This window comes from Pseudomonas sp. 3JA (assembly GCF_036961705.1).
GTDB lineage: Bacteria > Pseudomonadota > Gammaproteobacteria > Pseudomonadales > Pseudomonadaceae > Aquipseudomonas > Aquipseudomonas fluorescens_Q.
In genome coordinates, this window is the sequence record NZ_JBAMDJ010000063.1 from 1 (window position 1) to 23,061 (window position 23,061).

At 59.6% G+C, this 23,061-nt stretch carries 19 protein-coding genes; 9 read left to right on the plus strand and 10 right to left on the minus strand.

The annotated features are described in order from the left end of the window. Nucleotides 1-158 precede the first annotated feature (158 nt). From rdgC to sugE, 3 genes are all read left to right on the plus strand, one after another. Complete coding sequence (gene rdgC / locus V7773_RS28915) at nucleotides 159-1,079, plus strand: recombination-associated protein RdgC (RefSeq protein WP_063324783.1); 921 nt, start codon at nucleotides 159-161, stop codon at nucleotides 1,077-1,079. 145 nt (nucleotides 1,080-1,224) lie between these two features. Further along, nucleotides 1,225-2,190 (plus strand): bile acid:sodium symporter family protein, encoded by a 966-nt coding sequence (locus tag V7773_RS28920; protein WP_336076346.1) that lies wholly within the window; start codon nucleotides 1,225-1,227, stop codon nucleotides 2,188-2,190. 118 nt (nucleotides 2,191-2,308) lie between these two features. Then, nucleotides 2,309-2,623 carry a quaternary ammonium compound efflux SMR transporter SugE gene (gene sugE, locus V7773_RS28925; protein WP_025215015.1) on the plus strand — a complete coding sequence of 105 codons (315 nt, stop codon included), beginning with the start codon at nucleotides 2,309-2,311 and terminating at the stop codon, nucleotides 2,621-2,623. Nucleotides 2,624-2,728: 105 nt separating this feature from the next. Here the strand turns inward: sugE and V7773_RS28930 are convergent, their stop codons facing one another. The 4 genes from V7773_RS28930 to V7773_RS28945 form a co-directional block, all read right to left on the minus strand. Continuing rightward, nucleotides 2,729-4,603, minus strand: a complete 1,875-nt coding sequence (locus V7773_RS28930; RefSeq protein ID WP_336076347.1) for an MFS transporter — start codon at nucleotides 4,601-4,603, stop codon at nucleotides 2,729-2,731. 82 nt (nucleotides 4,604-4,685) lie between these two features. Then, a complete protein-coding gene (locus V7773_RS28935) occupies nucleotides 4,686-5,834 on the minus strand; it encodes a TDT family transporter (RefSeq protein WP_336076348.1) in 1,149 nt (382 codons plus the stop codon). 104 nt (nucleotides 5,835-5,938) lie between these two features. Beyond that, nucleotides 5,939-6,250 carry a cupin domain-containing protein gene (locus tag V7773_RS28940; protein WP_018604299.1) on the minus strand — a complete coding sequence of 104 codons (312 nt, stop codon included), beginning with the start codon at nucleotides 6,248-6,250 and terminating at the stop codon, nucleotides 5,939-5,941. A gap of 77 nt (nucleotides 6,251-6,327) precedes the next feature. Next, the gene (locus tag V7773_RS28945; protein WP_336076349.1) at nucleotides 6,328-7,521 is read right to left on the minus strand and encodes an MFS transporter; all 1,194 of its coding nucleotides are present in this window, start codon (nucleotides 7,519-7,521) and stop codon (nucleotides 6,328-6,330) included. A 103-nt stretch (nucleotides 7,522-7,624) separates the two neighbouring features. Between V7773_RS28945 and V7773_RS28950 the strand changes: the two genes are divergently transcribed. Both V7773_RS28950 and V7773_RS28955 read left to right on the plus strand, forming a co-directional pair. Continuing rightward, complete coding sequence (locus V7773_RS28950) at nucleotides 7,625-8,164, plus strand: TetR/AcrR family transcriptional regulator (protein ID WP_336076350.1); 540 nt, start codon at nucleotides 7,625-7,627, stop codon at nucleotides 8,162-8,164. A 246-nt stretch (nucleotides 8,165-8,410) separates the two neighbouring features. Next, complete coding sequence (locus V7773_RS28955; RefSeq protein WP_336076351.1) at nucleotides 8,411-11,881, plus strand: hybrid sensor histidine kinase/response regulator; 3,471 nt, start codon at nucleotides 8,411-8,413, stop codon at nucleotides 11,879-11,881. Between the two features lie 145 nt (nucleotides 11,882-12,026). Here the strand turns inward: V7773_RS28955 and rmuC are convergent, their stop codons facing one another. Then, nucleotides 12,027-13,412 carry a DNA recombination protein RmuC gene (gene rmuC, locus V7773_RS28960; protein ID WP_336076353.1) on the minus strand — a complete coding sequence of 462 codons (1,386 nt, stop codon included), beginning with the start codon at nucleotides 13,410-13,412 and terminating at the stop codon, nucleotides 12,027-12,029. Nucleotides 13,413-13,600: 188 nt separating this feature from the next. Beyond that, a complete protein-coding gene (locus V7773_RS28965) occupies nucleotides 13,601-13,924 on the minus strand; it encodes a sel1 repeat family protein (RefSeq protein ID WP_072348674.1) in 324 nt (107 codons plus the stop codon). Between the two features lie 1,082 nt (nucleotides 13,925-15,006). On the opposite strand from V7773_RS28965, the gene V7773_RS28970 reads away from it, so the two are divergent. The 3 genes from V7773_RS28970 (at nucleotide 15,007) to V7773_RS28980 (ending at nucleotide 17,409) form a co-directional block, all read left to right on the plus strand. Next, nucleotides 15,007-15,231, plus strand: coding sequence for a hypothetical protein (locus V7773_RS28970; RefSeq protein ID WP_003204606.1), 225 nt, complete (start codon nucleotides 15,007-15,009; stop codon nucleotides 15,229-15,231). 276 nt (nucleotides 15,232-15,507) lie between these two features. Further along, on the plus strand, nucleotides 15,508-15,990 hold the full coding sequence (locus V7773_RS28975) for a hypothetical protein (protein WP_063324774.1): 483 nt from the start codon (nucleotides 15,508-15,510) through the stop codon (nucleotides 15,988-15,990). Between the two features lie 144 nt (nucleotides 15,991-16,134). Beyond that, nucleotides 16,135-17,409 carry an OmpP1/FadL family transporter gene (locus V7773_RS28980; RefSeq protein WP_063324773.1) on the plus strand — a complete coding sequence of 425 codons (1,275 nt, stop codon included), beginning with the start codon at nucleotides 16,135-16,137 and terminating at the stop codon, nucleotides 17,407-17,409. Nucleotides 17,410-17,497: 88 nt separating this feature from the next. On the opposite strand, the gene V7773_RS28985 is transcribed toward V7773_RS28980, so the two are convergent. The 3 genes from V7773_RS28985 to V7773_RS28995 all read right to left on the minus strand — a co-directional run bounded on the left by V7773_RS28985 (nucleotide 17,498) and on the right by V7773_RS28995 (nucleotide 19,895). Beyond that, nucleotides 17,498-18,049: a glutathione peroxidase gene (locus V7773_RS28985; protein ID WP_063324772.1), complete on the minus strand. Its 552-nt coding sequence runs from the start codon at nucleotides 18,047-18,049 to the stop codon at nucleotides 17,498-17,500. 180 nt (nucleotides 18,050-18,229) lie between these two features. Next, nucleotides 18,230-19,438 carry an MFS transporter gene (locus tag V7773_RS28990; protein ID WP_092145314.1) on the minus strand — a complete coding sequence of 403 codons (1,209 nt, stop codon included), beginning with the start codon at nucleotides 19,436-19,438 and terminating at the stop codon, nucleotides 18,230-18,232. Nucleotides 19,439-19,490: 52 nt separating this feature from the next. Then, the gene (locus tag V7773_RS28995) at nucleotides 19,491-19,895 is read right to left on the minus strand and encodes a MarR family winged helix-turn-helix transcriptional regulator (protein ID WP_072348667.1); all 405 of its coding nucleotides are present in this window, start codon (nucleotides 19,893-19,895) and stop codon (nucleotides 19,491-19,493) included. 464 nt (nucleotides 19,896-20,359) lie between these two features. Between V7773_RS28995 and V7773_RS29000 the strand changes: the two genes are divergently transcribed. After that, the gene (locus V7773_RS29000) at nucleotides 20,360-20,635 is read left to right on the plus strand and encodes a response regulator transcription factor (RefSeq protein WP_336076352.1); all 276 of its coding nucleotides are present in this window, start codon (nucleotides 20,360-20,362) and stop codon (nucleotides 20,633-20,635) included. Nucleotides 20,636-20,813: 178 nt separating this feature from the next. Here the strand turns inward: V7773_RS29000 and V7773_RS29005 are convergent. Beyond that, nucleotides 20,814-23,061 (minus strand): RHS repeat domain-containing protein (locus V7773_RS29005; RefSeq protein ID WP_442963500.1); only part of this gene is annotated, 2,248 nt, incomplete at its 5' end.

Here is a 23,061-nt window from a genome sequence, read left to right on the forward strand (position 1 = left end):
CGCTTTCGGTGTGGCGCGCATTCTACGGAGCACTCTTTAAGCTGGCAAGCACTTTTTAAATTAATTTTTTCAGGCCTTCCAAAGGCTTAGCGAAGGGTTGGCCTATGGCGCCGCGAAGAGAATAATGCCCCCCTTTGTATAAAGGAGAGACTCACCCCATGTGGTTCAAAAACCTGCTTATCTATCGCCTGACCCAAGATCTGCCTTTTGATGCCGAGGCGTTGGAAACTGCACTGGCCACCAAACTGGCGCGTCCATGTGCAAGCCAGGAGTTGACCACTTACGGTTTCGTCGCGCCGTTTGGCAAAGGCGAAGACGCGCCATTGGTGCATGTCAGCCAGGATTTCTTGCTGATCGCCGCGCGCAAGGAAGAACGCATCCTGCCGGGCAGCGTCGTGCGTGATGCCCTGAAGGAAAAGGTCGAAGAGATCGAAGCCGAGCAAATGCGCAAGGTCTATAAAAAGGAACGGGACCAGCTCAAGGATGAAATCATCCAGGCGTTCCTGCCGCGCGCGTTCATCCGTCGCTCGTCCACCTTCGCCGCCATCGCGCCGAAACAGGGCCTGATCCTGGTGAACTCCGCCAGCCCGAAACGCGCCGAAGACCTGCTGTCTACCCTGCGCGAAGTGATCGGCTCGCTGCCGGTACGTCCACTGACGGTAAAAATGGCCCCGACCGCCACCATGACCGACTGGGTCAAGACCCAGAAAGCCGCGGACGATTTCTTCGTGCTCGATGAATGCGAACTGCGCGACACCCACGAAGACGGCGGCATCGTGCGCTGCAAGCGCCAGGACCTGACCAGCGACGAAATCCAGCTGCACCTGAACACCGGCAAGGTCGTCACGCAACTGTCCCTGGCGTGGCAGGACAAGCTGTCGTTCGTGCTCGACGACAAGATGGTGGTCAAGCGCCTGAAGTTCGAAGACCTGCTGCAGGACCAGGCGGAACAGGACGGAGGCGACGAAGCCCTTGGCCAACTGGACGCCAGTTTCACGCTGATGATGTTGACGTTCGGCGAGTTCCTGCCGGCGCTGGTTGAAGCCTTGGGTGGGGAAGAGATTCCGCAGGGGATCTAAAGGCTGTTGATCTCTAGTGTGGGAGCGGGCTTGCTCGCGAAGACTGACTGACATTCAACGATGATGTTGACTGACACTCTGCTTTCGCGAGCAAGCCCGCTCCCACATTGGGTTTTGTGGTGTTCTTAATAATAAGGATCAGGTCATGCGCGCATTGGCTGCATTGAGTCGCTTTGTCGGCAATACCTTCGCTTACTGGGTGCTGTTTTTCGCGGTACTGGCATTCCTGCAACCGCAGTGGTTTGTCGGCCTGAAAATCGCCATCGTGCCGCTGCTGGGCCTGGTGATGTTCGGCATGGGGTTGGCGCTCAAGCTGGAAGACTTCGCTGAAGTGGCCCGCCATCCTGGCCGCGTAGCCTTGGGGGTGGTTGCCCAATTCGTGATCATGCCCGGCACGGCATGGCTGCTTTGCCAAGTCTTCAACCTGCCGCCGGAGATCGCCGTCGGTGTGATCCTGGTGGGTTGCTGCCCGAGCGGCACGTCGTCCAATGTCATGACCTGGCTGGCGCGCGGTGACCTGGCCCTGGCCGTGGCGATTTCCGCCATCACCACCCTGCTTGCCCCTCTGCTGACCCCAGCGCTGATCTGGCTGCTGGCCTCGGCCTGGCTGCCGGTGTCGTTCTCGGCGCTGTTCTGGTCGATCCTGCAAATCGTACTGGTACCGATCGCGCTGGGCATCATTGCCCAACGCCTGCTGGGTGCCCGGGTTCGTCATGCCATAGACGTGCTGCCGCTGATATCGGTGGTAAGCATCGTGATCATTGTGGCGGCGGTGGTAGCGGCCAGTCAGGCGAAGATCGCCGAATCCGGCCTGCTGATCATGGCCATTGTGATACTGCACAACAGCTTCGGTTATCTACTGGGGTATTTCACCGGGCGTTTGTTCAGCCTGCCGTTGGCTCAGCGCAAGACCTTGTCGTTGGAAGTCGGCATGCAGAACTCCGGCCTGGGCGCGGCGTTGGCCAGCGCGCACTTTTCGCCACTGGCGGCGGTACCCAGCGCGCTGTTCAGCGTCTGGCACAACATTTCCGGGGCCCTGCTCTCGACATACTTCCGGCGCATGAGCGAAAAACAGGACCGTGAACCACAGGCCCGTCAAGCGGCGGACTGAAGGAGAATCTTGACCGACTCGTCAGCATTGGGCACTCTTGCGCCCAATGCGGGGACGACCCCGCAACGCTAGAGCGATCGTTATCCGGGGACGACCCCATCCATCGATGAGGTGTGTGATGTCCTGGATCATTCTGTTTTTTGCCGGCCTGTTCGAAGTCGGCTGGGCGGTCGGCCTGAAATACACCGACGGTTTCAGCCGCCCTCTCCCCACTGCACTGACAATCGCCGCCATGGCGATCAGCCTCGGCCTGCTCGGCCTTGCAATGAAGGAACTGCCGCTGGGCACGGCCTATGCGATCTGGACCGGGGTCGGTGCCGTGGGCACGGTGATCGCCGGGATCATTCTGTTCGGTGAGTCGATGGCGCTGGTTCGGTTGGCCAGTGTCGCCTTGATCATCGTCGGGCTGGTAGGGCTCAAGGTCAGCGCCTGAATTGACCTGCGGGAGCGAGCTTGCTCGCGATTGCAATTTGCCTGCTGATATCGCTGTCACTGGCAGACCGCTATCGCGAGCAAGCTCGTTCCCACAGGTTTCAACCTATCGGACAGTCCCACGCAACTCCCCCACCAACGCCTGCAACTTCGCCGGCTCTGCCACTTCCACCGCAACCGCCGAACCCGCCACCAGCGTCACCCGCGACCAGAACCGACGAAACAGCCCTTTGGCCGGGTCGCGACTGAAGAAGCTGCCCCACAACCCCTGCAGCGCCAGGGGAATCACCGGCACCGGGGTCTCTTGGAGGATGCGTGTCAGCCCACTCTTGAACTCATTGATCTCACCGTCGCCCGTCAGTTTTCCTTCAGGGAAGATGCAGACCAGCTCGCCGTCCTTCAGGTATTGGGCGATTCGCTTGAAGGCTTTTTCGTAGATGTGAATGTCTTCCTGGCGCCCGGCAATCGGGATCGTCCCGGCGGTGCGGAAGATGAAATTCAGCACTGGCAGGTTGTAGATCTTGTAGTACATCACGAAGCGAATCGGCCGACGTACCGCGCCGCCAATCAGCAAGGCATCGACGAAGGAGACGTGGTTGCACACCAACAGCGCAGCCCCTTCATCCGGTATCGCCTCCAGGTTGCGGTGCTCCACGCGGTACATGGAATGGCTCAGCAGCCAGATCATGAAACGCATGCTGAACTCGGGGACGATCTTGAAGATGTAGGCGTTGACGCCGATGTTCAGCAGCGACACCACCAGGAACAACTGCGGGATCGACAACTTGGCCAGGCTCAGCAAGACGATGGAGACAATCGCCGAAACCACCATGAACAAGGCGTTGAGAATGTTGTTGGCAGCGATCACTCGCGCTCGTTCGTTTTCGACGGTGCGCGACTGGATCAAGGCGTACAGCGGCACGATGTAGAAACCACCGAAGACCCCCAGGCCCAGGATGTCGATCAATACCAGCCAGGCGTGACCGAAACCGAGTACTTCAAGCCAACCATGGCCATCGACGCTGTCGGGGATTCCACCGGAATGCCACCACAACAGCAGGCCGAACACCGTCAGCCCGAACGAGCCGAACGGCACCAGGCCGATCTCGACTTTGCGCCCGGACAGCTTTTCGCAGAGCATCGAACCCAAGGCAATCCCCACCGAGAACACCGTCAGGATCAAGGTCACCACGGTTTCGTCACCGTGCATCCACTCCTTGGCATAGGCGGGGATCTGCGTCAGGTAGATCGCACCGACGAACCAGAACCAGGAGTTGCCGACAATCGAACGGGACACTGCCGGGGTTTGCCCCAACCCCAGTTTCAGGGTGGCCCAGGATTGGCTGAAGATGTTCCAGTTCAGGCGCATCTGTGGCGAGGCCGCGGCCGCGCGCGGAATGCTGCGGCTGGCCAGGTAACCGAGCACGGCAACGCCGATGATCGCGGTGGACACTACGGGTGCGTAATGCGCCGAGGACATCATGATCCCGGCGCCTATGGTGCCGGCCAGGATCGCCAGGAAGGTGCCCATTTCCACCAGGCCATTGCCGCCGACCAACTCTTCCTCACGCAAGGCCTGGGGCAGGATCGAGTACTTCACCGGGCCGAACAACGCCGAATGCGTGCCCATGGCGAATAACGCCACCAGCATCAGCGATAAGTGATCGAACAGAAACCCTACTGCACCCACCGCCATGATGACGATTTCGCCGAGCTTGATCAGGCGAATCAACGCGTCCTTGGCGAATTTTTCCCCGAACTGCCCCGCCAGCGCCGAGAACAGAAAGAACGGCAGGATAAACAGCAGCGCGCAGAGGTTGACCCAAATCGAGCGATCCCCCTCGATGGTCAATTTGTAGAGGATGGCGAGGATCAGCGACTGCTTGAAAATGTTGTCGTTGAACGCGCCCAAGGACTGCGTGATGAAGAACGGCAGGAAACGCCGCGTGCGAAGCAAGGTGAACTGCGAAGGGTGACTCATCTTCCATGTTCCTACAGTGGCGTGGACGCTTATTGGAATGAACGTTTTTCGATCCAGGCCACACATTACCTGTCTTTAGCGATTATTTCGCCAGCCCTGCAATGCAGGGCGACACAAACAACTCACCGTGCCAGGCGCCCTGCACCGTACGCCGTCCGACGATCAGCCACATCACCACCAGCATCGCCACCAGCACAGCGCCGAACACGCTGAAAAAACCCAGGCTCAGCAGGTCCGAAAGCTTCAACGTGGTCAACGCGTACACGCCCAGGGGAAAGGTAAAGCCCCACCAGCCGAGGTTGAAGGGAATGCCTGCGCGCAAGTAGCGCGCGGTGATCAGCAGCGCCATCAACATCCACCACAACCCCAGCCCCCACAGCGTGATACCAGCCATCAGGCCCAACCCGGCGGCGATTTCGCCCACGCCGGACAGGCCATTGGCGGCAAAAATCAGTGGGGCATCGTTGCCCAACAGCAACATGCCCAGGGCGCCAGTGCCGATCGGGCCGAGGGCCAGCCAGCTCGAGGCGGCCATGTTTTCGTGAGGCAGTTTGTGCAGCGCCATGCGCAACAGCAAAATCGTCAGGATGCTGAACGCCACCGGCAGGGAAAAGGCCCAGAGCACGTAGCTGGTCACCAGCATGACCAGTTGCCCATGAGCGTCGGCCAGATGCGGCGCCATCAGCCCGCCACTGGCCGCCGCGACTTCGGCGGCCACCACCGGCAAGAGCCACACGGCGGTCATCTGGTCGATGCGGTGTTCCTGGCGCGTGAACATCAAGAATGGGATCAGCACACCACAGGCCAGCGACATGGCCACGTCGATCCACCATAACGCTTCGGCCAACGGCACCACACCGTTGCCCCAGCGCGGCAGCCCGAATACCAAAAAGCCGTTGATGATGGTCGCCAGCCCCATGGGAATGGTGCCGAAGAACATCGAAACCGTGGAGTGGCCGAAGATCCGCCGCGCCTCGTCGAAGAACAACAGCCAACGAGCCGTGTACAAGCCGGCGAACACCACGAACAACAGGATGTTGAACAACCACAACCCTTCACCGAGTAAGCGCAGGCCCGGTACGTTTCCGGGCCATTGCGCCAAAGCCAACGCCAGCACACCGGTGCCCATCACCACGGCAAACCAGTTAGGCGTGAATTGGCGAACAGCCTCCAGCGGCCTGGGCAAATGGCTCAATGGACGCAAGCGGTTTTTTGCAGCGCAGCATGTCATGACGAACTCCTGTCCTCGGATGAGGGTGGAGCCATGCTAGAGCCGGATCGAATATCTATATAACGGGTAATTTCTCTATCTGTTATCGGTTTCACAGATAACTATCAGACACTGCCCTCGGTCTCGATCACCAGGATTCTCGCTTCGCCCAACGGCCTGGCCACATGTTCAGTGCCCACCGAGGCGTAGAAAATGTCCCCGGCCTCCAGCAAGGTCTCCTTTTCGACACCCTCTTCCCGATAGCACATCCGCACTTGCCCATCGAGCACCACAAAGACTTCCTCGCCGTCATTGACGTGCCATTTATACGGTTGATCGGTCCAGTGCAGGCGCGTGGTGATGCCATTCATGTTGGCGATATCCAGCGCCGCCCAGGCGCGGTCCCCGGTGAAGGATTTGCTGCGGATAATTTTCAAAAGCAATCGACCAAAATAAATGCAGAGGCGTCCAGGCTAGCGCAAAACCGCCAAGGCGGCGTCTGCATTCAACACTTTCAAGGTCGAACCCCGTCGCCCAGTGGTTTTACAGATTGACGCAACAGCCCTAGCAAGGCGCCTGTCGACAACACGATCAGCACCGCGCCATAGCCATCGGTGGTCGGAATCAACCCGAATACCCGTGTCAGGTTCCCGGCCAACAGCGATGGAAGACTGAAGGCCAGGTAACTGAGGACATAGAACGCCGACATCAAGCCGGCCCGCTCGTGGGGCAAGGCCAGCGGCATGATGCTGCGCAGTGCCCCCAGGAACCCGGCGCCGAAACCACTGCCAGTGACCAATGTGCCGACAAAGAACAACGGCAAGCTGGCGCCGTGCACCGCGAGCAACACCAGCGCCAGGCCAATCACCAACAGGCTGGCGGCCAGACGCAGCATCTTGTCTGCCCCCTGGTTGCGCAGCGTATAAATGGACAGCGCGCCGGTAAGCGTCAACACCGCCACCAGCGCGCCGCCAATCAGGTTGGACGTCGATCCCGTCGCGGCCCGCACCAGCGAAGGTGCCAGGGACAGATAAAAGCCGCCCACCGCCCAGGCCGCCAGGTTCAGCGGCAGGATCAACCACAAGGCGCGCCGCGCCTGGATTGGCACATGCAAGGTCGGACGCAGTGACTGCCAGGCGCCAGGCTGCGGACTGACGCTCTCCGCCAGGCGCCAGATATAAACAGCCTGGAGCAGGAACAACCCGAGCAGGATCCAGTACGTCAGTTGCAAAGGCCGCGGCGCGAATTCCGCCAGCAGGCCGCAACCGAGCGCCCCGCACGCCATGCCCAACAGCGGTGCGACACTGGTGATCAATGGGCCTTGGCGACGGTCGAAATCCAGCAAGGCAGCCCCCAGCACGCTGGTGGCCATGCCGGTGGCAAATCCCTGGATCAATCGGGCACTGATCAACCAGGCAACGTTGTCGGCGCTGATGAACAGCAGCATCGCCAGCATATTGAGCAACAGCGCCACGAAAATCACCGGTTTGCGGCCCAAGTAATCCGACAACGAACCCACCGTCAGCAAAGCCGCCAGCAGACTGAAGGCGTACACACCGAAAATCAGCGTCAGGACGGCCGGGGAAAATTGCAATTGTTCCTGGTAGAGGTGGTACAACGGCGTCGGCGCACTGGACGCGGCGAGAAAACCGAGCAAGGTAAGCGCCAGGAATATCAGGCTGGCGCGGGTCGAAGCTGGACGGGACATGGGCACGCTCCACAGGAGTATTCGCAAAAGCTAATTTTTTGCTTTTGCGGAGTGTGCTACCCGCATGCGCTTAAAGCAAATTCTTTGTGTTAAGGTCTGACGCATGGCGATTAAAGAAGGTTTACGCCCAGGCGGTAGAAGCGCCCGGGTCCAAGAGTCGATTCATTCGGCGGTCCGCGACCTGCTGCAAGAGCAGGACCGCGCGACCCTGACCGTGCCGCAAATCGCTGCGCGCGCTGGCGTGACGCCGTCCACCATCTACCGGCGCTGGGGTGATCTGCCGGCGCTGCTGGCCGACGTCGCCATCGCTCGTTTGCGCCCCGACAGCGACCCCGCCAACACCGGCAGCCTGCGCGGCGACCTGCTCGCCTGGGCCGAACAGTACCTGGACGAAATGAGTTCCGAGCCCGGTCGCAACATGATGCGCGACATCCAGGCCTGCGCCACCCCAGGGTATTGCGTAGGGATCATCAGCCGTCAGTTGCAGATCATTCTGGATCGCTATCCCGATGAGCCCAATCCAGGCGTCGAACGGCTGATCAATGTGATCGTGGCGCCGACGGTGTTTCGCATCCTCTTTGCTAGCGCGCCGCTGGGGGTCGAGGAGTTGCATCGGTTGGTGGATATTGCGTTGGGTGAGTAAGGCCGCCTTCGCGAGCAGGCTCGCTCATTTGATCTGGGTGAACCATGGATTTGTATTCACCCCAGGTCCCTTGTGGGAGCGAGCCTGCCCGCGATGAGGCCCGTCCAAACACCTCATCGCCCCGTGTTTACCGCAACCCGCGACACCCCGCCACGCCTCGACCTTGGTCGACACTGACGAACCCGAGCGGGCGTGCGAGACTGTCCTGCCGGGCTCAAGTCCCGGTGTCTTTGTTGGGGAGTTTCCATGTCGTTGTCCAGCGGGCTGATCGCCGTTGTCGCCCTGGCCTATATGGCCATCATGTTCGCCATCGCCTTCTACGGCGACCGGCGCAGCACGCCGCTGCCGCCACGGGTGCGCGCCTGGGTCTACAGCCTGTCGCTGGCGGTGTACTGCACCAGTTGGACGTTCTTCGGCGCCGTGGGCCAGGCTGCTGAGCAGCTTTGGTCGTTCCTGCCGATCTACCTCGGGCCGATCCTGCTGCTGGTGCTGGCGCCGTGGGTTCTGCAGAAAATGGTGATGATCAGCAAACAGGAGAACATCACCTCCATCGCCGACTTCATCGCCGCTCGCTACGGCAAGTCCCAATCCCTGGCAGTGGTGGTCGCACTGATCTGCCTGGTGGGCGTGTTGCCGTACATCGCCTTGCAACTCAAGGGCATCGTGCTCGGGGTGAACCTGTTGATCGGTGCCGGTGCCGATGCCATGGGCACCCGCGCCCAGGACACCGCGCTGATCGTCTCGCTGATCCTGGCGCTGTTTACCATCGTATTCGGTACGCGCAACCTGGACGCGACCGAACACCACCGTGGCATGGTGCTGGCGATTGCCTTCGAATCCCTGGTCAAGCTGTTCGCCTTCCTGGCGGTAGGCGCGTTCGTGACATACGGCCTGTACGACGGCTTCGACGACCTGTTCAACCAGGCCATGCTCGCCCCACGGCTGGAGCAATACTGGAAAGAAACCATCAACTGGCCGTCCATGGTGGTGCAGACCGGGGTGGCGATGATGGCGATCATCTGTTTGCCGCGACAGTTTCACGTGACCGTGGTGGAGAACATCGAGCCCCAGGATTTGCGCCTGGCCAAGTGGGTATTCCCCGCCTACCTGGCCCTGGCCGCGCTGTTCGTGGTGCCCATCGCCCTCGCCGGGCAAATGATGCTGCCCAGTTCGGTACTGCCGGATTCGTTCGTCATCAGCCTGCCACTGGCCCAGGCCCACCCGGCCCTGGCGGTGCTGGCCTTCATTGGCGGCGCCTCGGCGGCTACCGGCATGGTGATCGTGGCCAGCGTGGCGTTGTCCACCATGGTTTCCAACGACATGTTGTTACCGTGGCTGCTGCGCCGCAACAACGCCGAGCGGCCCTTCGAAGTGTTCCGCCAGTGGATGCTCTCGGTGCGGCGGGTGAGCATCGTCGTGATCCTGCTGCTGGCCTACGTCAGCTACCGGCTGCTGGGTTCGACGGCGAGCCTGGCGACTATCGGCCAGATCGCCTTCGCCGCCGTGACCCAACTGGCCCCGGCCATGCTCGGCGCGCTGTACTGGAAACAGGCGAACCGCCGCGGTGTGTTCGCCGGCCTCGCCATGGGGATTTTCCTGTGGTTCTACACCCTGGTGTTGCCGATCGCCGCTCACAGCCTTGGTTGGTCGCTCACTAGCTTCCCCGGCCTGGCCTGGTTGCACGGCAATCCATTGAACCTACCGATTACCCCTCTGACTCAAGGGGTGGTCCTGTCCCTGGCCGGTAACTTCACGCTGTTTGCCTGGGTGTCCGTGCTGTCGCGCACACGCGTGTCGGAACACTGGCAGGCCGGACGTTTCATCGGCCAGGAAATCAGCGCCCGCCCCAACCCCCGCTCAATGCTGGCGGTGCACATCGAAGACCTGTTGCAGCTGGCCGCGCGCTTCGTCGGCGAGGAACGGGCGCGGCAGAGTTTCATTCGCTTTGCCTACCGCCAGGGCAAAGGCTTCAACCCGACCCAGAATGCCGACAGCGAATGGATCGCCCACACCGAACGCCTGCTGGCCGGTGTACTCGGGGCCTCTTCGACAAGGGCTGTGGTAAAGGCCGCCATTGAAGGTCGGGAGATGCAGCTCGAAGACGTCGTCCGGATCGCAGACGAAGCCTCGGAAGTGCTGCAGTTCAACCGCGCGCTGTTGCAAGGCGCCATCGAGAACATCAGCCAGGGCATCAGCGTGGTCGACCAGTCCCTCAGGCTGGTGGCCTGGAATCGTCGCTACCTGGAACTGTTCAAGTACCCGGACGGCTTGATCAGTGTTGGCCGGCCCATTGCCGATATCATCCGCTACAACGCCGAACGTGGCCTCTGTGGCCCAGGCGAAGCCGAAGTGCACGTTGCCCGACGCCTGCACTGGATGCGCCAGGGCCGCGCCCATACCTCTGAACGACTGTTTCCCAACGGTCGGGTGATCGAGCTGATCGGCAACCCGATGCCCGGTGGCGGTTTCGTCATGAGTTTCACCGACATCACCGCCTTCCGTGAGGCCGCACAAGCGCTGACCGAAGCCAACGAGGGGTTGGAGCAACGGGTGGCCGAACGCACCCGGGAATTGTCACAGCTGAACCTGGCCCTGACCGAAGCCAAGAGCACCGCCGAAGCGGCCTATCAATCCAAGACCCGGTTCCTGGCGGCGGTCAGCCACGACCTGATGCAACCGCTCAACGCCGCGCGACTGTTCTCTGCCGCGCTGTCCCACCAGCACGAAGGCTTGCCGGAGGAAGCCCGACAACTGGTGCATCACCTGGACAGCTCACTGCGTTCGGCCGAAGACCTGATCACCGACCTGCTGGACATCTCCCGCCTGGAAAACGGCAAGATCAATCCCGAGCGCAAGCCATTCGTCCTCAACGAACTGTTCGATACCCTTGGCGCCGAGTTCACCGCGCTGGCCCAGGAACAAGGCCTGAAATTCAGGGTGCGCGGTTCGCGGTTACGGGTCGACAGTGACATCAAGTTGCTGCGCCGGGTTTTGCAGAACTTCCTGACCAATGCCTTCCGCTACGCCAAGGGGCCGGTGCTGCTGGGCGTGCGACGGCGCAAGGGGGAGTTGTGCCTGGAAGTCTGGGACCGTGGACCTGGCATCGCCGAAGACAAACAGCAGGTCATCTTCGAAGAATTCAAACGCCTGGACAGCCACCAGACCCGCGCCGAAAAAGGCCTCGGCCTAGGCCTGGCGATCGCCGACGGGTTGTGCCGCGTGCTCGGCCATACCTTGCGCGTGCGTTCCTGGCCGGGGCGCGGCAGTGTGTTCAGCGTCAGCGTACCGCTGGCCAGCACCCAGGCCGTCGCCCCCAGCCCGGTGGCCGAACTCAACGGTCACTTACCCAGCGGCGCGCAGGTGCTGTGTGTCGATAACGAAGACAGCATCCTGATCGGCATGGACAGCCTGCTGACCCGTTGGGGTTGCCAGGTCTGGACCGCGCGTAACCGGGAAGAATGCGAGCGCTGGCTTGCCCAGGGCGGACGACCGCAACTGGCCTTGGTGGACTTTCACCTGGACGATGGCGAGACCGGAACCGAACTGATGGCCTGGCTGCGCACACGCATGGGTGAACCGATCCCGGGCGTGGTGATCAGCGCCGACGGCCGGCCCGAAATGATTGCCCAGGTGCATGCGGCGGGCCTGGATTACCTGGCCAAACCGGTGAAGCCGGCGGCACTGCGGGCGTTGTTGAGTCGGCATTTGCCGTTGTAGGGAACTCGAGGGATATAGGTGGCCCCTGTGGCGAGGGAGCTTGCTCCCGCTGGGCTGCGCAGCAGCCCCTTTTTGTGAGTGCTGCGCACTCAAGCGGGAGCAAGCTCCCTCGCCACAGGGGTTTGCATCAAGCTTAAGGGTTTCATTAATCCTGGGTTTTTACCGTTTCTTCAGGCAACTCAGGCAGCCCATCCGCATCGGTCATCGCCCGTTCGAGCAAATCGGCGGGCAAACTCTTGCTCGCCCGGGCACCGAGGAGCTTGAGCTGTTCACTGCGACTGATCAGGTTACCGCGCCCTTCGGTCAGCTTGTTGCGCGCTGCGCTGTAGGCCTTGTCCAGTTGCTGCAGGCGACTGCCGATCTCGTCCAGGTCCTGGATGAACAGCACGAACTTGTCATACAGCCACCCCGCTCGCTCGGCGATTTCCCGAGCGTTCTGGCTCTGGCGTTCCTGCTTCCACAAGCTGTCGATCACCCGCAATGTCGCCAGCAACGTGGTCGGGCTGACAATCACGATGTTGCGATCGAAGGCTTCCTGGAACAGGTTCGGCTCGGCTTGCAGGGCGGCGGAAAACGCCGCTTCGATCGGCACGAACAGCAACACGAAATCCAGGCTGTGCAGACCGTCCAGGCGTTTGTAATCCTTGCCGGCCAAGCCTTTGACGTGGGCACGCAACGATGCCACATGTTGCTTGAGGGCGTGTTGGCCAATGGCGTCGTCCTCGGCGGCCACGTACTGCTGATAGGCCGTGAGGCTGACCTTGGAATCGACCACCACTTGCTTGTCGCCGGGCAGGTAAATCAACACGTCTGGTTGGAAACGCTCGCCGTCCGGGCCCTTGAGGCTGACTTGGGTCTGATATTCACGGCCCTTCTCCAGGCCGGCATGTTCGAGTACCCGCTCCAGGATCAACTCGCCCCAGTTACCCTGGGTTTTCTGGCCTTTGAGGGCACGGGTGAGGTTGGTGGCTTCATCGCTCAGGCGCAGGTTCAACTGCTGCAAGCGCTCCAGCTCCTTGCCCAGGGAGAAACGTTCCCGGGCCTCGGCCTGATAACTTTCTTCGACACGTTTTTCGAAGGACTGGATGCGCTCCTTCAGCGGATCGAGCAACTGGCCCAGGCGCTGTTGGCTGGTTTCGGCGAAACGCTGCTCACGCTCATCGAAGATTTTTCCGGCGAGCTCGGCGAACTGTGCCCGCAACTCGTCGCGCGAACCTTGCAGATCATCCAGACGTTGCTGATGGCTTTCCTGCTGCTCGCGAAGTTCGGCATGCAACGACGCCGCCTGGGCATCGAGCCGCCGCAGTTCCGCTTCCTTGTTGGCGCGCTCAAGGTTCCAGGCGTGGACCGCATCCCGGGCGTTGTCGCGCTCGATCTGCAACAACTCCACTTCACGACAGGCTGCGGCAAGCTCGGCTTGCTTGGCGGCGTTCGCCTGGCTCAGGTCGCTGATCTCATCGCGGCAGGCATCAAGCTGGGCATTGAGGCCATCGTGGGCCATGTGGGCCGTGGCCAGGCGCTCTTCCAGCAGGGCCAGTTCGGTCTGCGCCGCGGCGGCCTGGCGTTGCAAGTGCCAGGCCAGTGCCAGCAACGGCACCGCAGCGCCCGCCAGGCCAAACAACAGGCTGGTCAAATCCATAGCCATGACAATTCCTGCCGATCAAATAAAGCCCGAAGGTTAACCAAGCGGTCGGGGGTTGCCCAGCTCGGTCTTCGTTTTCAGCCTTCGATTTCACCGAGGGCCCGGCGGGCTCGATCATCGCCAGCCCGCGCGGCCTGGCGCAGCAGGTCCTGGCCGATGCGACGATCCCGGGCGTTGCCGCATTCACGGCACATCAATTGTCCGAGGCGACTTTGCGCGGCCACCACGCCTTCGCGGGCCGGTTGCTTGAGTAAACGGCCGGCCAAGTGCTTGACGCTAGGGCTATCTCCCAGTCGCGGGCTGTCGAGCAGCCACTCAGCCACCCGCATGGAAATACGCTTGGGTGGGGTAACACCCGGGGGTGTGGAGGTAACAGGATTTGATACGGAGCGAAACTTCATAAAACACTGTGGGATAGATCGGAAGGCGCGCCACTCTACTCCTTTTTTCGTACGGGTAAAGCCGAAAAAAACCGGCACGCCCGTGCTAGAGCAAGCGCTTGGGACAATCCACAGAAGCTGTGGATAACTCAGTGGACAACCCCCCCTGAACTCGCGCAAAGCCCTGTGGAACGGGGCCTGCGCTCAAACTGACGATTTTTTCACCAGTAAAAAAAAGCGATGTTTTTCATTGACTTAAATTTTGGATGCAGGCACCCACCCCGGATTGTTCGCGCATGACAGTTCGGTGACAAGCCGCGTCGCAAGTGTGCACAAATACCATCCGAACGGGTTATAAGGCTGCGATTTTTTGGTACGTTTGACAGCAGGAACCTGGGGATAACCTTGATGCCCTGCCCAGCGCAACAGTGGCTTGGATGCACCGCAGTCCTCGGGATCCTGTGCTATGTCGGTGGCGAGGGAGCTTGCTCCCGCTGGGTTGCGCAGCAGCCCCAAAAGCAGGGCCGCTTCGCGCCCCAGCGGGAGCAAGCTCCCTCGCCACGGGGGTCCGTGTCCATCCTGTCCGCGGTACAGACAGTCATGGTTTGGCCTTTCTCTTATGGCCCATTTGAATATTTTTTAGCCAACGCCCTTCCCTTCACGGGTTCGATCCGTTAGTATCCGCGGCGTTAGTACCAAGCTGAAAGTCAATTCCGGGTCGAACACATCTCCACGGTCAGCCATCCTTCAAAGGACGCCTCACCGAAAAAAGGAGACCGGCCCCCTCGATGGTTTCCAGGTAAACCTTGCGTCAACACAGCCTTTGATCGAATGCAAAGGGTGTTGCCAGGCTCCTTACTCTGACCGAACCAACCTGCAAAATTGATCAGGATCTTCACCCCGGGCCCAGAACCTTTGCCCTTGATGTGTTGCCTGCCCTCCTAAGTACCTACCTGCCAGCCCAAGCGCGCACTTCATATAGCGCTCAAACTGGCTGCTTTGTTCCAGTCGGGTTCTTCGTTCGACCAATGGTGGTCGACGTTACTGGAACGTTTTAACGTTGCACGGTTCTTAACCGTGTCATTTGCAGGAACACCCATAACATGTCCACTCAAATCCACGCACAGGATGCTATCCGCACCCTAACCAACGCTTTTGCCCCGATGAACTGCCTGATCATGGCCGCTCGCAAAGGCTGCTTCAGCTTCACCCTGGTCAACGAACACGGCATCGCCCGTCACAGCGAACGCCTGTACCCCGATCAGTACTCCAGCGCCGAGCCGCTGCAGGCCGTGATCGAGCGTACTCGTCAGGCACTGGTTGCCTGAGACGCCAGAAAGGCTGAAACCCCAAAGGCCCCGCCCCAAAAGCGGGGTTTTTTATTGCCTGGAATTTCTCGATTAAGCGAAACGGCGTAAGTACCAAGGGATATAACAGTTATAACCGTTCGTTGAAGATGTTTTAAAAACAGGCCTTTACAACGCAAATATGACACTACACTTCAACTCAAGCGGCATGATCCGCTTCCGGCGGGGCCTGGACCGATCCACCGCTGCCAAGCCCACACTCTTCAGGCTCCGCCCATTTCACACTTCGAGGGTTTTATGGGTATCGCTGCCAGCGAACTGTGTCGATATGTGATCCGCCCGACGCTCCTCTACCTTGAGCGTCACAGTGCAACGGCGGAATCCTTGTTGCTGGGTATTGCCGCCAGCCAGTCCGCCCTGGGTTCAGCCCTGCATGATCGCCGCGGGCATGGCCTGTATCGCATTACCGAGCCCCGACACCAGGCACTCTGGGACCATTACCTGGCGCTGGACCCAGAACGTGCCAGCCTGGTACGCGGCCTGGCCAGCCAGCACGCCTTTCTCAGCGGTCCGCACCTGGAATTGACCGTCAACCTGCGCTATGCCACTGCCATTGCCTGGCTGCTGGTGGAGGAACAGAACACTCCGCTTCCCGAAGCCGATGACCTGCTTGGCATGGCCCGCATCTGGCGACAAACCTTCCACCCCCAAGGGCGCCTGCGAGATTTCACCTGCGCCTGGCGAAGCTGTGTTTCATCACTGAATCAGGTCGCTTGCTGATGGGAAATTTGGAAACTTCCTGCAACGGTCGCGAATCTGGTCGGATTGTCCTACAAAACCCCTCTAAATCAAGCGATACGGGCTATAGCGCTTGCACGAAAATGTTGGTAATTTTCGCCCCGGTGATCATCAGGAGTTCTAACAATGAAAAAAATCATGCTCAAAACCACCCTCGGCCTTGCCGTCACCTTGGCATCCACCCAACTTTTCGCCAGTGGCTTTGCCTTGAACGAACAAAGCATCAGTGGCATGGGCACTGGTTTCGCAGGTCGTTCTTCCATTGCCGATGACGCCAGCACCGTTTTTGGCAACCCTGCCGGCATGTCGCGCCTCAAGCGCCAGCAAGTCACCGGTGGCTTCGCCGCCATTGATGCCTCCACCGATATCAACGATGCCAGCGGCACCCAGTCCGGCACCAACAAGGGTGACATGGTCCCGCTGACCGGCGTTCCGATGGGCTATTACGTCAAGCCTATCGATGATCAGTGGGCTTTCGGCCTGGGTGTCTACGCACCGTTTGGTTTGATCACCGATTATGAAAACGGCTTCCAGGGTCGGAGTTTCGGCAGCAAGAGCGAAGTGAAAGTCGTCACTTTCCAGCCAACCGTCAGCTATGCCTTCAACGACAAGGTATCGATCGGTTTCGGCCCGACCATCAACCGTATTTCCGGCTCCCTGGAATCGCAGTTGGGCGTACCGGGCCTGCCCGAGGCCGGCGTAGAGATCAAGGGTGACGACATTGGCTACGGCTATAATGTCGGCGTGCTGGTCCAGGCAACCGACACCACTCGTGTCGGCTTGACCTACCATTCCAAGGTCAAGTACAAGCTTGAAGGCCACACTGAAGTGAACCCGGGCGCCGGGATGCCTGCCTTCCTGCTTACCGACGGTCGCTACGACGCTTCGCTGGACATCACCACGCCTGAGTCGGTGGACTTTTCGGTCACTCAACAAATCAATGATGCCTGGACCGTCTACGCCGGTAGCACTTGGACTCGTTGGAGCCGCCTGAAAGAAATCACGGTGGAAAACGAAGGCACCAGCAGCGGCGGTGGTTTACTGAACCCGTCTCTCGGCACCATCACCGAAGAACAAAACTGGCACGACACCTGGGCCTACGCCATCGGGACTTCCTACCAGTTGAACAAACAGTGGGTACTGCGTACCGGCCTGTCTTTCGACCAGGCGCCCACCAACAACGCCGACCGCTCGCCACGCATCCCTACTGGCGACCGGACCATCTTCAGCCTCGGTGCCGGCTGGAGCCCAACCGACGACCTGACCATTGACGTGGCGTATTCCTACCTCAAGGAAGAAAAAGTCAAAGTCAGTGGCAGCAACGCTCTCAACCAATCCTACAACGCTGAATACGAAAACAGCGCCAACGGTTTTGGTGTCGGTGCAACCTACCGCTTCTGATGATGCACGGCGAAGCTGAACGCCTCGCCGCAGAAACGAAAAAAGCCCCGCACTCTGCAAAGAGCCGGGGCTTTTCCGTGGCTGGCGGTCAGGGTTTCGAAGCGATGGCCGCTTCTACAGCCTTGATCAACTCAGGATCATCGGGCTTGGTCCGGCTGGAAAAACTGGCGATGACCTTGCCCTGTCGGTCCACGACATATTTGTAGAAATTCCACTTCGGCGCACCGGACTGTTCGGCCAAGTGCTTGAACAACGGGATGGCATCCGCGCCGCGCACCGGTTGTGGTTCGGTCATGGTGAAGGTCACGCCGTAATTGACGTAGCAGACCTTGGCGGTTTCAGCGCCGTCCTTGGACTCCTGCTTGAAGTCATTGGACGGCACACCCAGCACTTGCAGCCCTTGGTCCTTGTAGCGCTGGTTGAGCGCCTCAAGACCTTTGAATTGCGGGGCGAACCCACAGAAGCTGGCAGTATTGACCACCACCAGCGGCTTGCCGGCGAAGCGCTGGCACAGATCGATGGTTTCCTTGGCCCGTAGCTTGGGCAACGAACCCTCCAGCAACGGTGGGCAACCAGCGGCCCAGACTTGCCCGGTCACAGCCAGTAACAGGGCGGGAACAGCAAACCAGCGCATCAACATGTCGATTTTCCTTAAAAGCACGTCAGACCAAGACGTTACTCGCAGCGTCCGACGCCGTCCATTGTCAGCAGTTGCCCATGCCCAACTGCATCAAGGCCAATCCGCCCTGATGCCAGCCCCACCAGGCGAACGCCAGCAGCAGGCCGGCACCGGCAGCGATCAACCACGGACCGATGCGACTCATGCTGCGCCAGCCTGGACTTGCAAGCGAGCCACCGGACGTTCACGTACTGGCCAGTTCAACGCCGCCGCCAACAGGCTGAGCAGGATCGACACCTGCCAGATCAAGTCGTAGCTGCCGGTGCGGTCGTACACCACCCCGCCCAACCAACCACCGAGGAACGAACCCAACTGGTGGAACAGGAACACGATCCCACCCAACATCGAGAGATTTCGTACACCAAACAAGGTCGCTACCGTGCCGTTGGTCAACGGTACCGTCGACAGCCACAGCAAGCCCATCGCCATGCCGAACAGGTACGCCGTGGTGGTGGTCACGGGCAGCCACAGGAACAAGCCGATCACCACCGCCCGCACCAGGTACAACCCGGTCAGCAGGCGTGGCTTGGACATGCGCCCGCCCAGCCAGCCGGCCGTGTAAGTGCCGAAGATATTGAACAACCCGACCAGGGCCAGCACGGTGGTGCCGACGCTGGCTGGCAGATGTTGGTCCACCAGATACGCCGGCAAATGCACGCCGATGAACACCACCTGGAAACCGCAGACAAAAAAACCAATCGCCAGCAGCCAGAACCCGGAATGGCTGCACGCCTCACGCAAGGCTTCGCCCAGGGTTTGCTCATGGCCGGCGACCGGCAACGGCGCGTCCTTGAGCATGCTCACCAGCGGCACGATCAACGCCACCAGCAGCCCCAGCGCCAACAAGGCCGCCGACCAACCGAGCCAGCCGATCAGCCCCAGCGTACCGGGCAGCATGGCGAACTGGCCGAAGGAACCGGCGGCACTGGCGATACCCATGCCCATGCTGCGTTTTTCCGGCGGCACGGCCCGCCCGACCACACCCAGAATCACCGAGAACGACGTGCCCGACAGGCCAATGCCAATCAACAGACCCGCGCTCAACGACAAGGACCATGGCGAATCGGCCATGCCCATGAACACCAGGCCCAACGCGTACAGCACACCGCCGATCAACACCACTTTCGCCGCACCGAAGCGGTCGGCCAGCGCGCCGGTGAATGGCTGCGCCAAGCCCCAGATCAGGTTCTGCAAGGCAATGGCGAAGGCGAATACCTCACGGCCCCAGCCGAACTCGGCACTCATGGGCGCCAGGAACAGGCCGAAGCCATGCCGTACGCCCAGGGACAACGCCAGGATCAGCGCGCTGCCCACCAGGACCCAACCACAGGTACGCCACATCGATGTCATTCTTGTTCTCCGGTCGCGGGTATATACCCACTTATCATCGAACGAACCGGCTTCACGCCAGTTCATCCAGCAAGGCCAGCAAGGTCGCACGTTTTTCGGCGCCCAGCTTATCAATCAGTTTCTGCTGCGCCGCTTCCCAGGCCGGCAGTGCTGCCGCCAACCGGGCGTGCCCCGCGTCAGTGAGCACGACGATGCGGTTACGCAAGTCGTCGCCCTCGGCCAACGCCACCAGCCCCTCGCCTTCGAGCACCCGCAGGTTGCGCCCCAGGGTACTGCGATCCAGACCCATGGCCTCGGCCAGGGAGGAAATACTCGGTTGGTCCAGGCGCGCCAGGTTGTTCAGTAGAGAATACTGGGCAACGTTGATCCCGAAGCCGTCGAGGGCGCCGTCGTAATACCTGCTGACGCCACGCGCGGCACGACGCAGGTTGATGCACAAGCATTGGGAAGGAAGCATGGTGCGTGTATATACCCGTGATTGGCTGAATGCAAATTTTAAATGGAGAAACATAGAACCCTGTGGCGAGGGGATTTAGCGAAACGTCGCACCGCCCCGCTGGGCTGCGCAGCAGCCCCTTATGGGCTGGATGCGGTCAGCCTGACACACCGCGGTGACTGGTGTTAGGGCTACTGCGCAGCCCAACGGGGATAAATCCCCTCGCCTCAAGGAGCCCACCAAACCCCGAATAAAAACAATAAATATCAATAAGTTATAGATAACATCCTGCGCAACCACTCATCACCCAACGTCCATCACCTGTCATGTCTGACAGGTTTCAGACGGTTTGAATCGAGCTATAACGAACCCGTGCCTCCAGCCCTGTCCAGGGCCTGAAGAAGGGCCGTGCGAACCATGCCATCCAGCCGTAGGTAGATTGCGCCGCCCCCACGCCATCAATGATGATGAATGGGAGATTCCTCATGCACCACACTGTCGCTGTTTCCAGAAGCTCATCGCCATACCAGGCCCACCTTCAACCCCTGGAGAGCAAACAGCCTCCAACCATCCGACTGACAAACAGGGAAAGAGAGTTCCTGCAGTGGAGCGAGGCCGGCAAATCCTCCTGGGAGATTGCCGTGATCGTCGATTGCAGCGAGGCCAACGTCAATTATCACTTCAATAATATCCGTCGGAAATTCGGTGTCAGCTCGCGTCATTTGGCGGGGAAAATTGCGCGGGAGCGGGGGTTGATTTGATCGCTTCGATGGCGTCTCGGCAGTCGAGACGCCATCCGACTCATTCGAAAACGGGATACACATAAATAAGCTGCGCGAGCTTTTTTAAAATCACTACCCTATAACCATAACCAACACTCACCCTCCTCCCATCGTCTCCGTTATTGACGTGATGCTTATTGCTTGGACTGGGTCATAGCTATAAGTCAGCAGGGAGCTCAGCCGACGGGCCACTGACTGTAACCAGTCTCCCTAACGCGTCATAATCCAACCGGCGCCCCCATTCATCGCAGGTTATGTTGCCATCGGCGTCGTAATGAAGGGGAATCTCTTGGGGATAATCATCATGGCTGTTGGTCACCCTGCTTAGTTGCGCCGGATCTCTGGTCTCGAAAAAGTAATTGGCGTCGTTGCGATCGCCCGGAAAGTACGTAAGCACCCGGGTCAGGTTATCCAATTTATCGAACCTGAACGTCTGCTGCTCGATCGCCTTGCCATAGGGATCAATCGGTGGCTGGGTACCCGTGCAGAGGTACTTGGTTAAACGGCCTCGCAAATCATATTCATAATGTTCATCACGCAAGATCTCGGTACCTTCACTCAAACAACGATGCTCCAGCGCATCCACCGCGTTGTACTCTTGCAGCAATTCCTGGTGCCAGCCTCCACTGTCAAACTTGCGCAGCACCTCACGGCCAAACGCGTCGTACTCCAGGGTAATGCGCAACTGCAATCCTTGCACCTCGTCCTGGGTTTCAATGACCTGAATCTGCCCCAGATCATCGTAAGTGAATTGCGACAAGGTCGTGCCAAGCCGAGTCGACTTCAAACGGCCTGCTTTGTCTAAATCATAATCGTAGCGCTGGGTCTGACCTAACACATCGGTGTAGCGCAATAGCCGGCCACGAAAGCTGTAGACATAGCTCATCTGGTATTGCTGGCTGCTTTCACGGCGTGTTTCGCTTTTCAACTCTCCGTTGCTGAAATACTCTCGCGTCAGCTCTAGCCCACTTTCCTCGCAATTCAGCAAGCGAGCGTTCTGCTTGTCATAAATATAATTGGAATCACTGCCCGGCAAACGCCGGCGCTTTGGCTCCTCACCCAATTGCGGCACATATTCGTAGAGAATCTCCTGCCCGGAAGCGGTAATTATCGAGGCTGGCTGGGCCTGGCCAGGTTCGTACAACAAGTGACGAATACGACCGCCGGTATCTGACAGGATCATACGGTCAAGCCCATCGAAACACTGCTCACCTAAAACCACGTCATCTACGCAGATCTTCGTGGGCAGGTCCGCACTGCTGTGCTCAGCATAGGCACGTACGACTTGCGCCTTATCGGGCAAAACAGTCACAGTCATCCGGTCGTAGGCATCGTAGCCATACTCGGTGACGGCATCTCGCGCATCGGTCTCTCGCAACGTGCGACCTAGGCCGTCATAATCATAGCGATGCACGCTGATCACTTGCTCTGACAGATCAAGGCGCTCGACACGATCTGGCTTTTCGAATTTGCCCAACCATGTCTTTTCCACCCCTGTACGCAAAGGCTCATTTCCAGGACCTTGACGCCAGGCACATACAATCGGAACAACCCTGTTACCAATCGGATCGGTTACCTCGAACGCCTTGATCCCGTCCGGGCCTGTCACGCAGAACTGCTGCCCCCAATCATCAAACTCATAGGCGCTGACCAGCGGTAACGTTTGGGTCTCCAGCCAATCGAATTCGGTCTCTTCGATCAGGTTCTCAAGGGCATCATGCTGAGCCGCATAGATCTGTCGCCATGGCCTGCGAACAGGGTCAGTATCAACATCCTGACGATCCTCGCGAATCACCCTGTTCAGGCCATCGAAAAAACTTCGGGTCTGCACACCCTTGACGTCGGTGAGCAACTGCATTGCCTGTTGACCATCCAGTGAGGTCAGGAGGTAGGTGTAAAAACGCGTGGCTTCGAACTCGGTTTTCGGCGCCACGGTTTCACTGGTCACTCGCTGGAGCGCATCATAAGTCGTGGCAATCTCAACATCGTTGTCGTCGCGACTGAGCAGCACCTGACCATGAATCAAAGAATGTTGTGAGGTGACGATTTTTTGCACATTCCGGGCTTTACCATTTCGGTCCGGCCCACCATGATCGAAGCCTGTCAGGGTTTCCAGGGTCTGCAACACTTCAGTACCTTGCGCTCCAATGACCTTCCTGTAAGAAAACTCCGTGGTTGTAGTGCAGCTATTTCTCAGCTCGGATTGTCGGAGGGCTCGGCCATGGAAAAAGGCCTCCTTGGGCGCGTCAAAATAATCAAAAAGGCTTTTATGCTGCTCTGTTTCCACAGCCCCCCGAACCTCCAATAGCACTTCACTGGACGTGAGCAAGTCGCCTTCATCCAGGGTGTTCTCCAGCGGCGGCAATTCCACATAGCGATACCGGGTGCGCAGGACCGGCGCCTGA

What these genes read in the sequence shown, in the direction of transcription:
- V7773_RS28965 (WP_072348674.1), bottom strand. Translation starts at nt 13,924, where the DNA reads ATGAAGTTTCGCTCCGTATCAAATCCTGTTACCTCCACACCCCCGGGT.
- V7773_RS28955 (WP_336076351.1), top strand. Translation starts at nt 8,411, where the DNA reads ATGTCGTTGTCCAGCGGGCTGATCGCCGTTGTCGCCCTGGCCTATATG.
- V7773_RS28970 (WP_003204606.1), top strand. Translation starts at nt 15,007, where the DNA reads ATGTCCACTCAAATCCACGCACAGGATGCTATCCGCACCCTAACCAAC.
- V7773_RS28980 (WP_063324773.1), top strand. Translation starts at nt 16,135, where the DNA reads ATGAAAAAAATCATGCTCAAAACCACCCTCGGCCTTGCCGTCACCTTG.
- V7773_RS29000 (WP_336076352.1), top strand. Translation starts at nt 20,360, where the DNA reads ATGCACCACACTGTCGCTGTTTCCAGAAGCTCATCGCCATACCAGGCC.
- V7773_RS28985 (WP_063324772.1), bottom strand. Translation starts at nt 18,049, where the DNA reads ATGTTGATGCGCTGGTTTGCTGTTCCCGCCCTGTTACTGGCTGTGACC.
- V7773_RS28975 (WP_063324774.1), top strand. Translation starts at nt 15,508, where the DNA reads ATGGGTATCGCTGCCAGCGAACTGTGTCGATATGTGATCCGCCCGACG.
- V7773_RS28920 (WP_336076346.1), top strand. Translation starts at nt 1,225, where the DNA reads ATGCGCGCATTGGCTGCATTGAGTCGCTTTGTCGGCAATACCTTCGCT.
- V7773_RS28995 (WP_072348667.1), bottom strand. Translation starts at nt 19,895, where the DNA reads ATGCTTCCTTCCCAATGCTTGTGCATCAACCTGCGTCGTGCCGCGCGT.
- V7773_RS28990 (WP_092145314.1), bottom strand. Translation starts at nt 19,438, where the DNA reads ATGACATCGATGTGGCGTACCTGTGGTTGGGTCCTGGTGGGCAGCGCG.
- sugE (WP_025215015.1), top strand. Translation starts at nt 2,309, where the DNA reads ATGTCCTGGATCATTCTGTTTTTTGCCGGCCTGTTCGAAGTCGGCTGG.
- V7773_RS28930 (WP_336076347.1), bottom strand. Translation starts at nt 4,603, where the DNA reads ATGAGTCACCCTTCGCAGTTCACCTTGCTTCGCACGCGGCGTTTCCTG.
- V7773_RS28950 (WP_336076350.1), top strand. Translation starts at nt 7,625, where the DNA reads ATGGCGATTAAAGAAGGTTTACGCCCAGGCGGTAGAAGCGCCCGGGTC.
- V7773_RS28935 (WP_336076348.1), bottom strand. Translation starts at nt 5,834, where the DNA reads ATGACATGCTGCGCTGCAAAAAACCGCTTGCGTCCATTGAGCCATTTG.
- rdgC (WP_063324783.1), top strand. Translation starts at nt 159, where the DNA reads ATGTGGTTCAAAAACCTGCTTATCTATCGCCTGACCCAAGATCTGCCT.
- V7773_RS28945 (WP_336076349.1), bottom strand. Translation starts at nt 7,521, where the DNA reads ATGTCCCGTCCAGCTTCGACCCGCGCCAGCCTGATATTCCTGGCGCTT.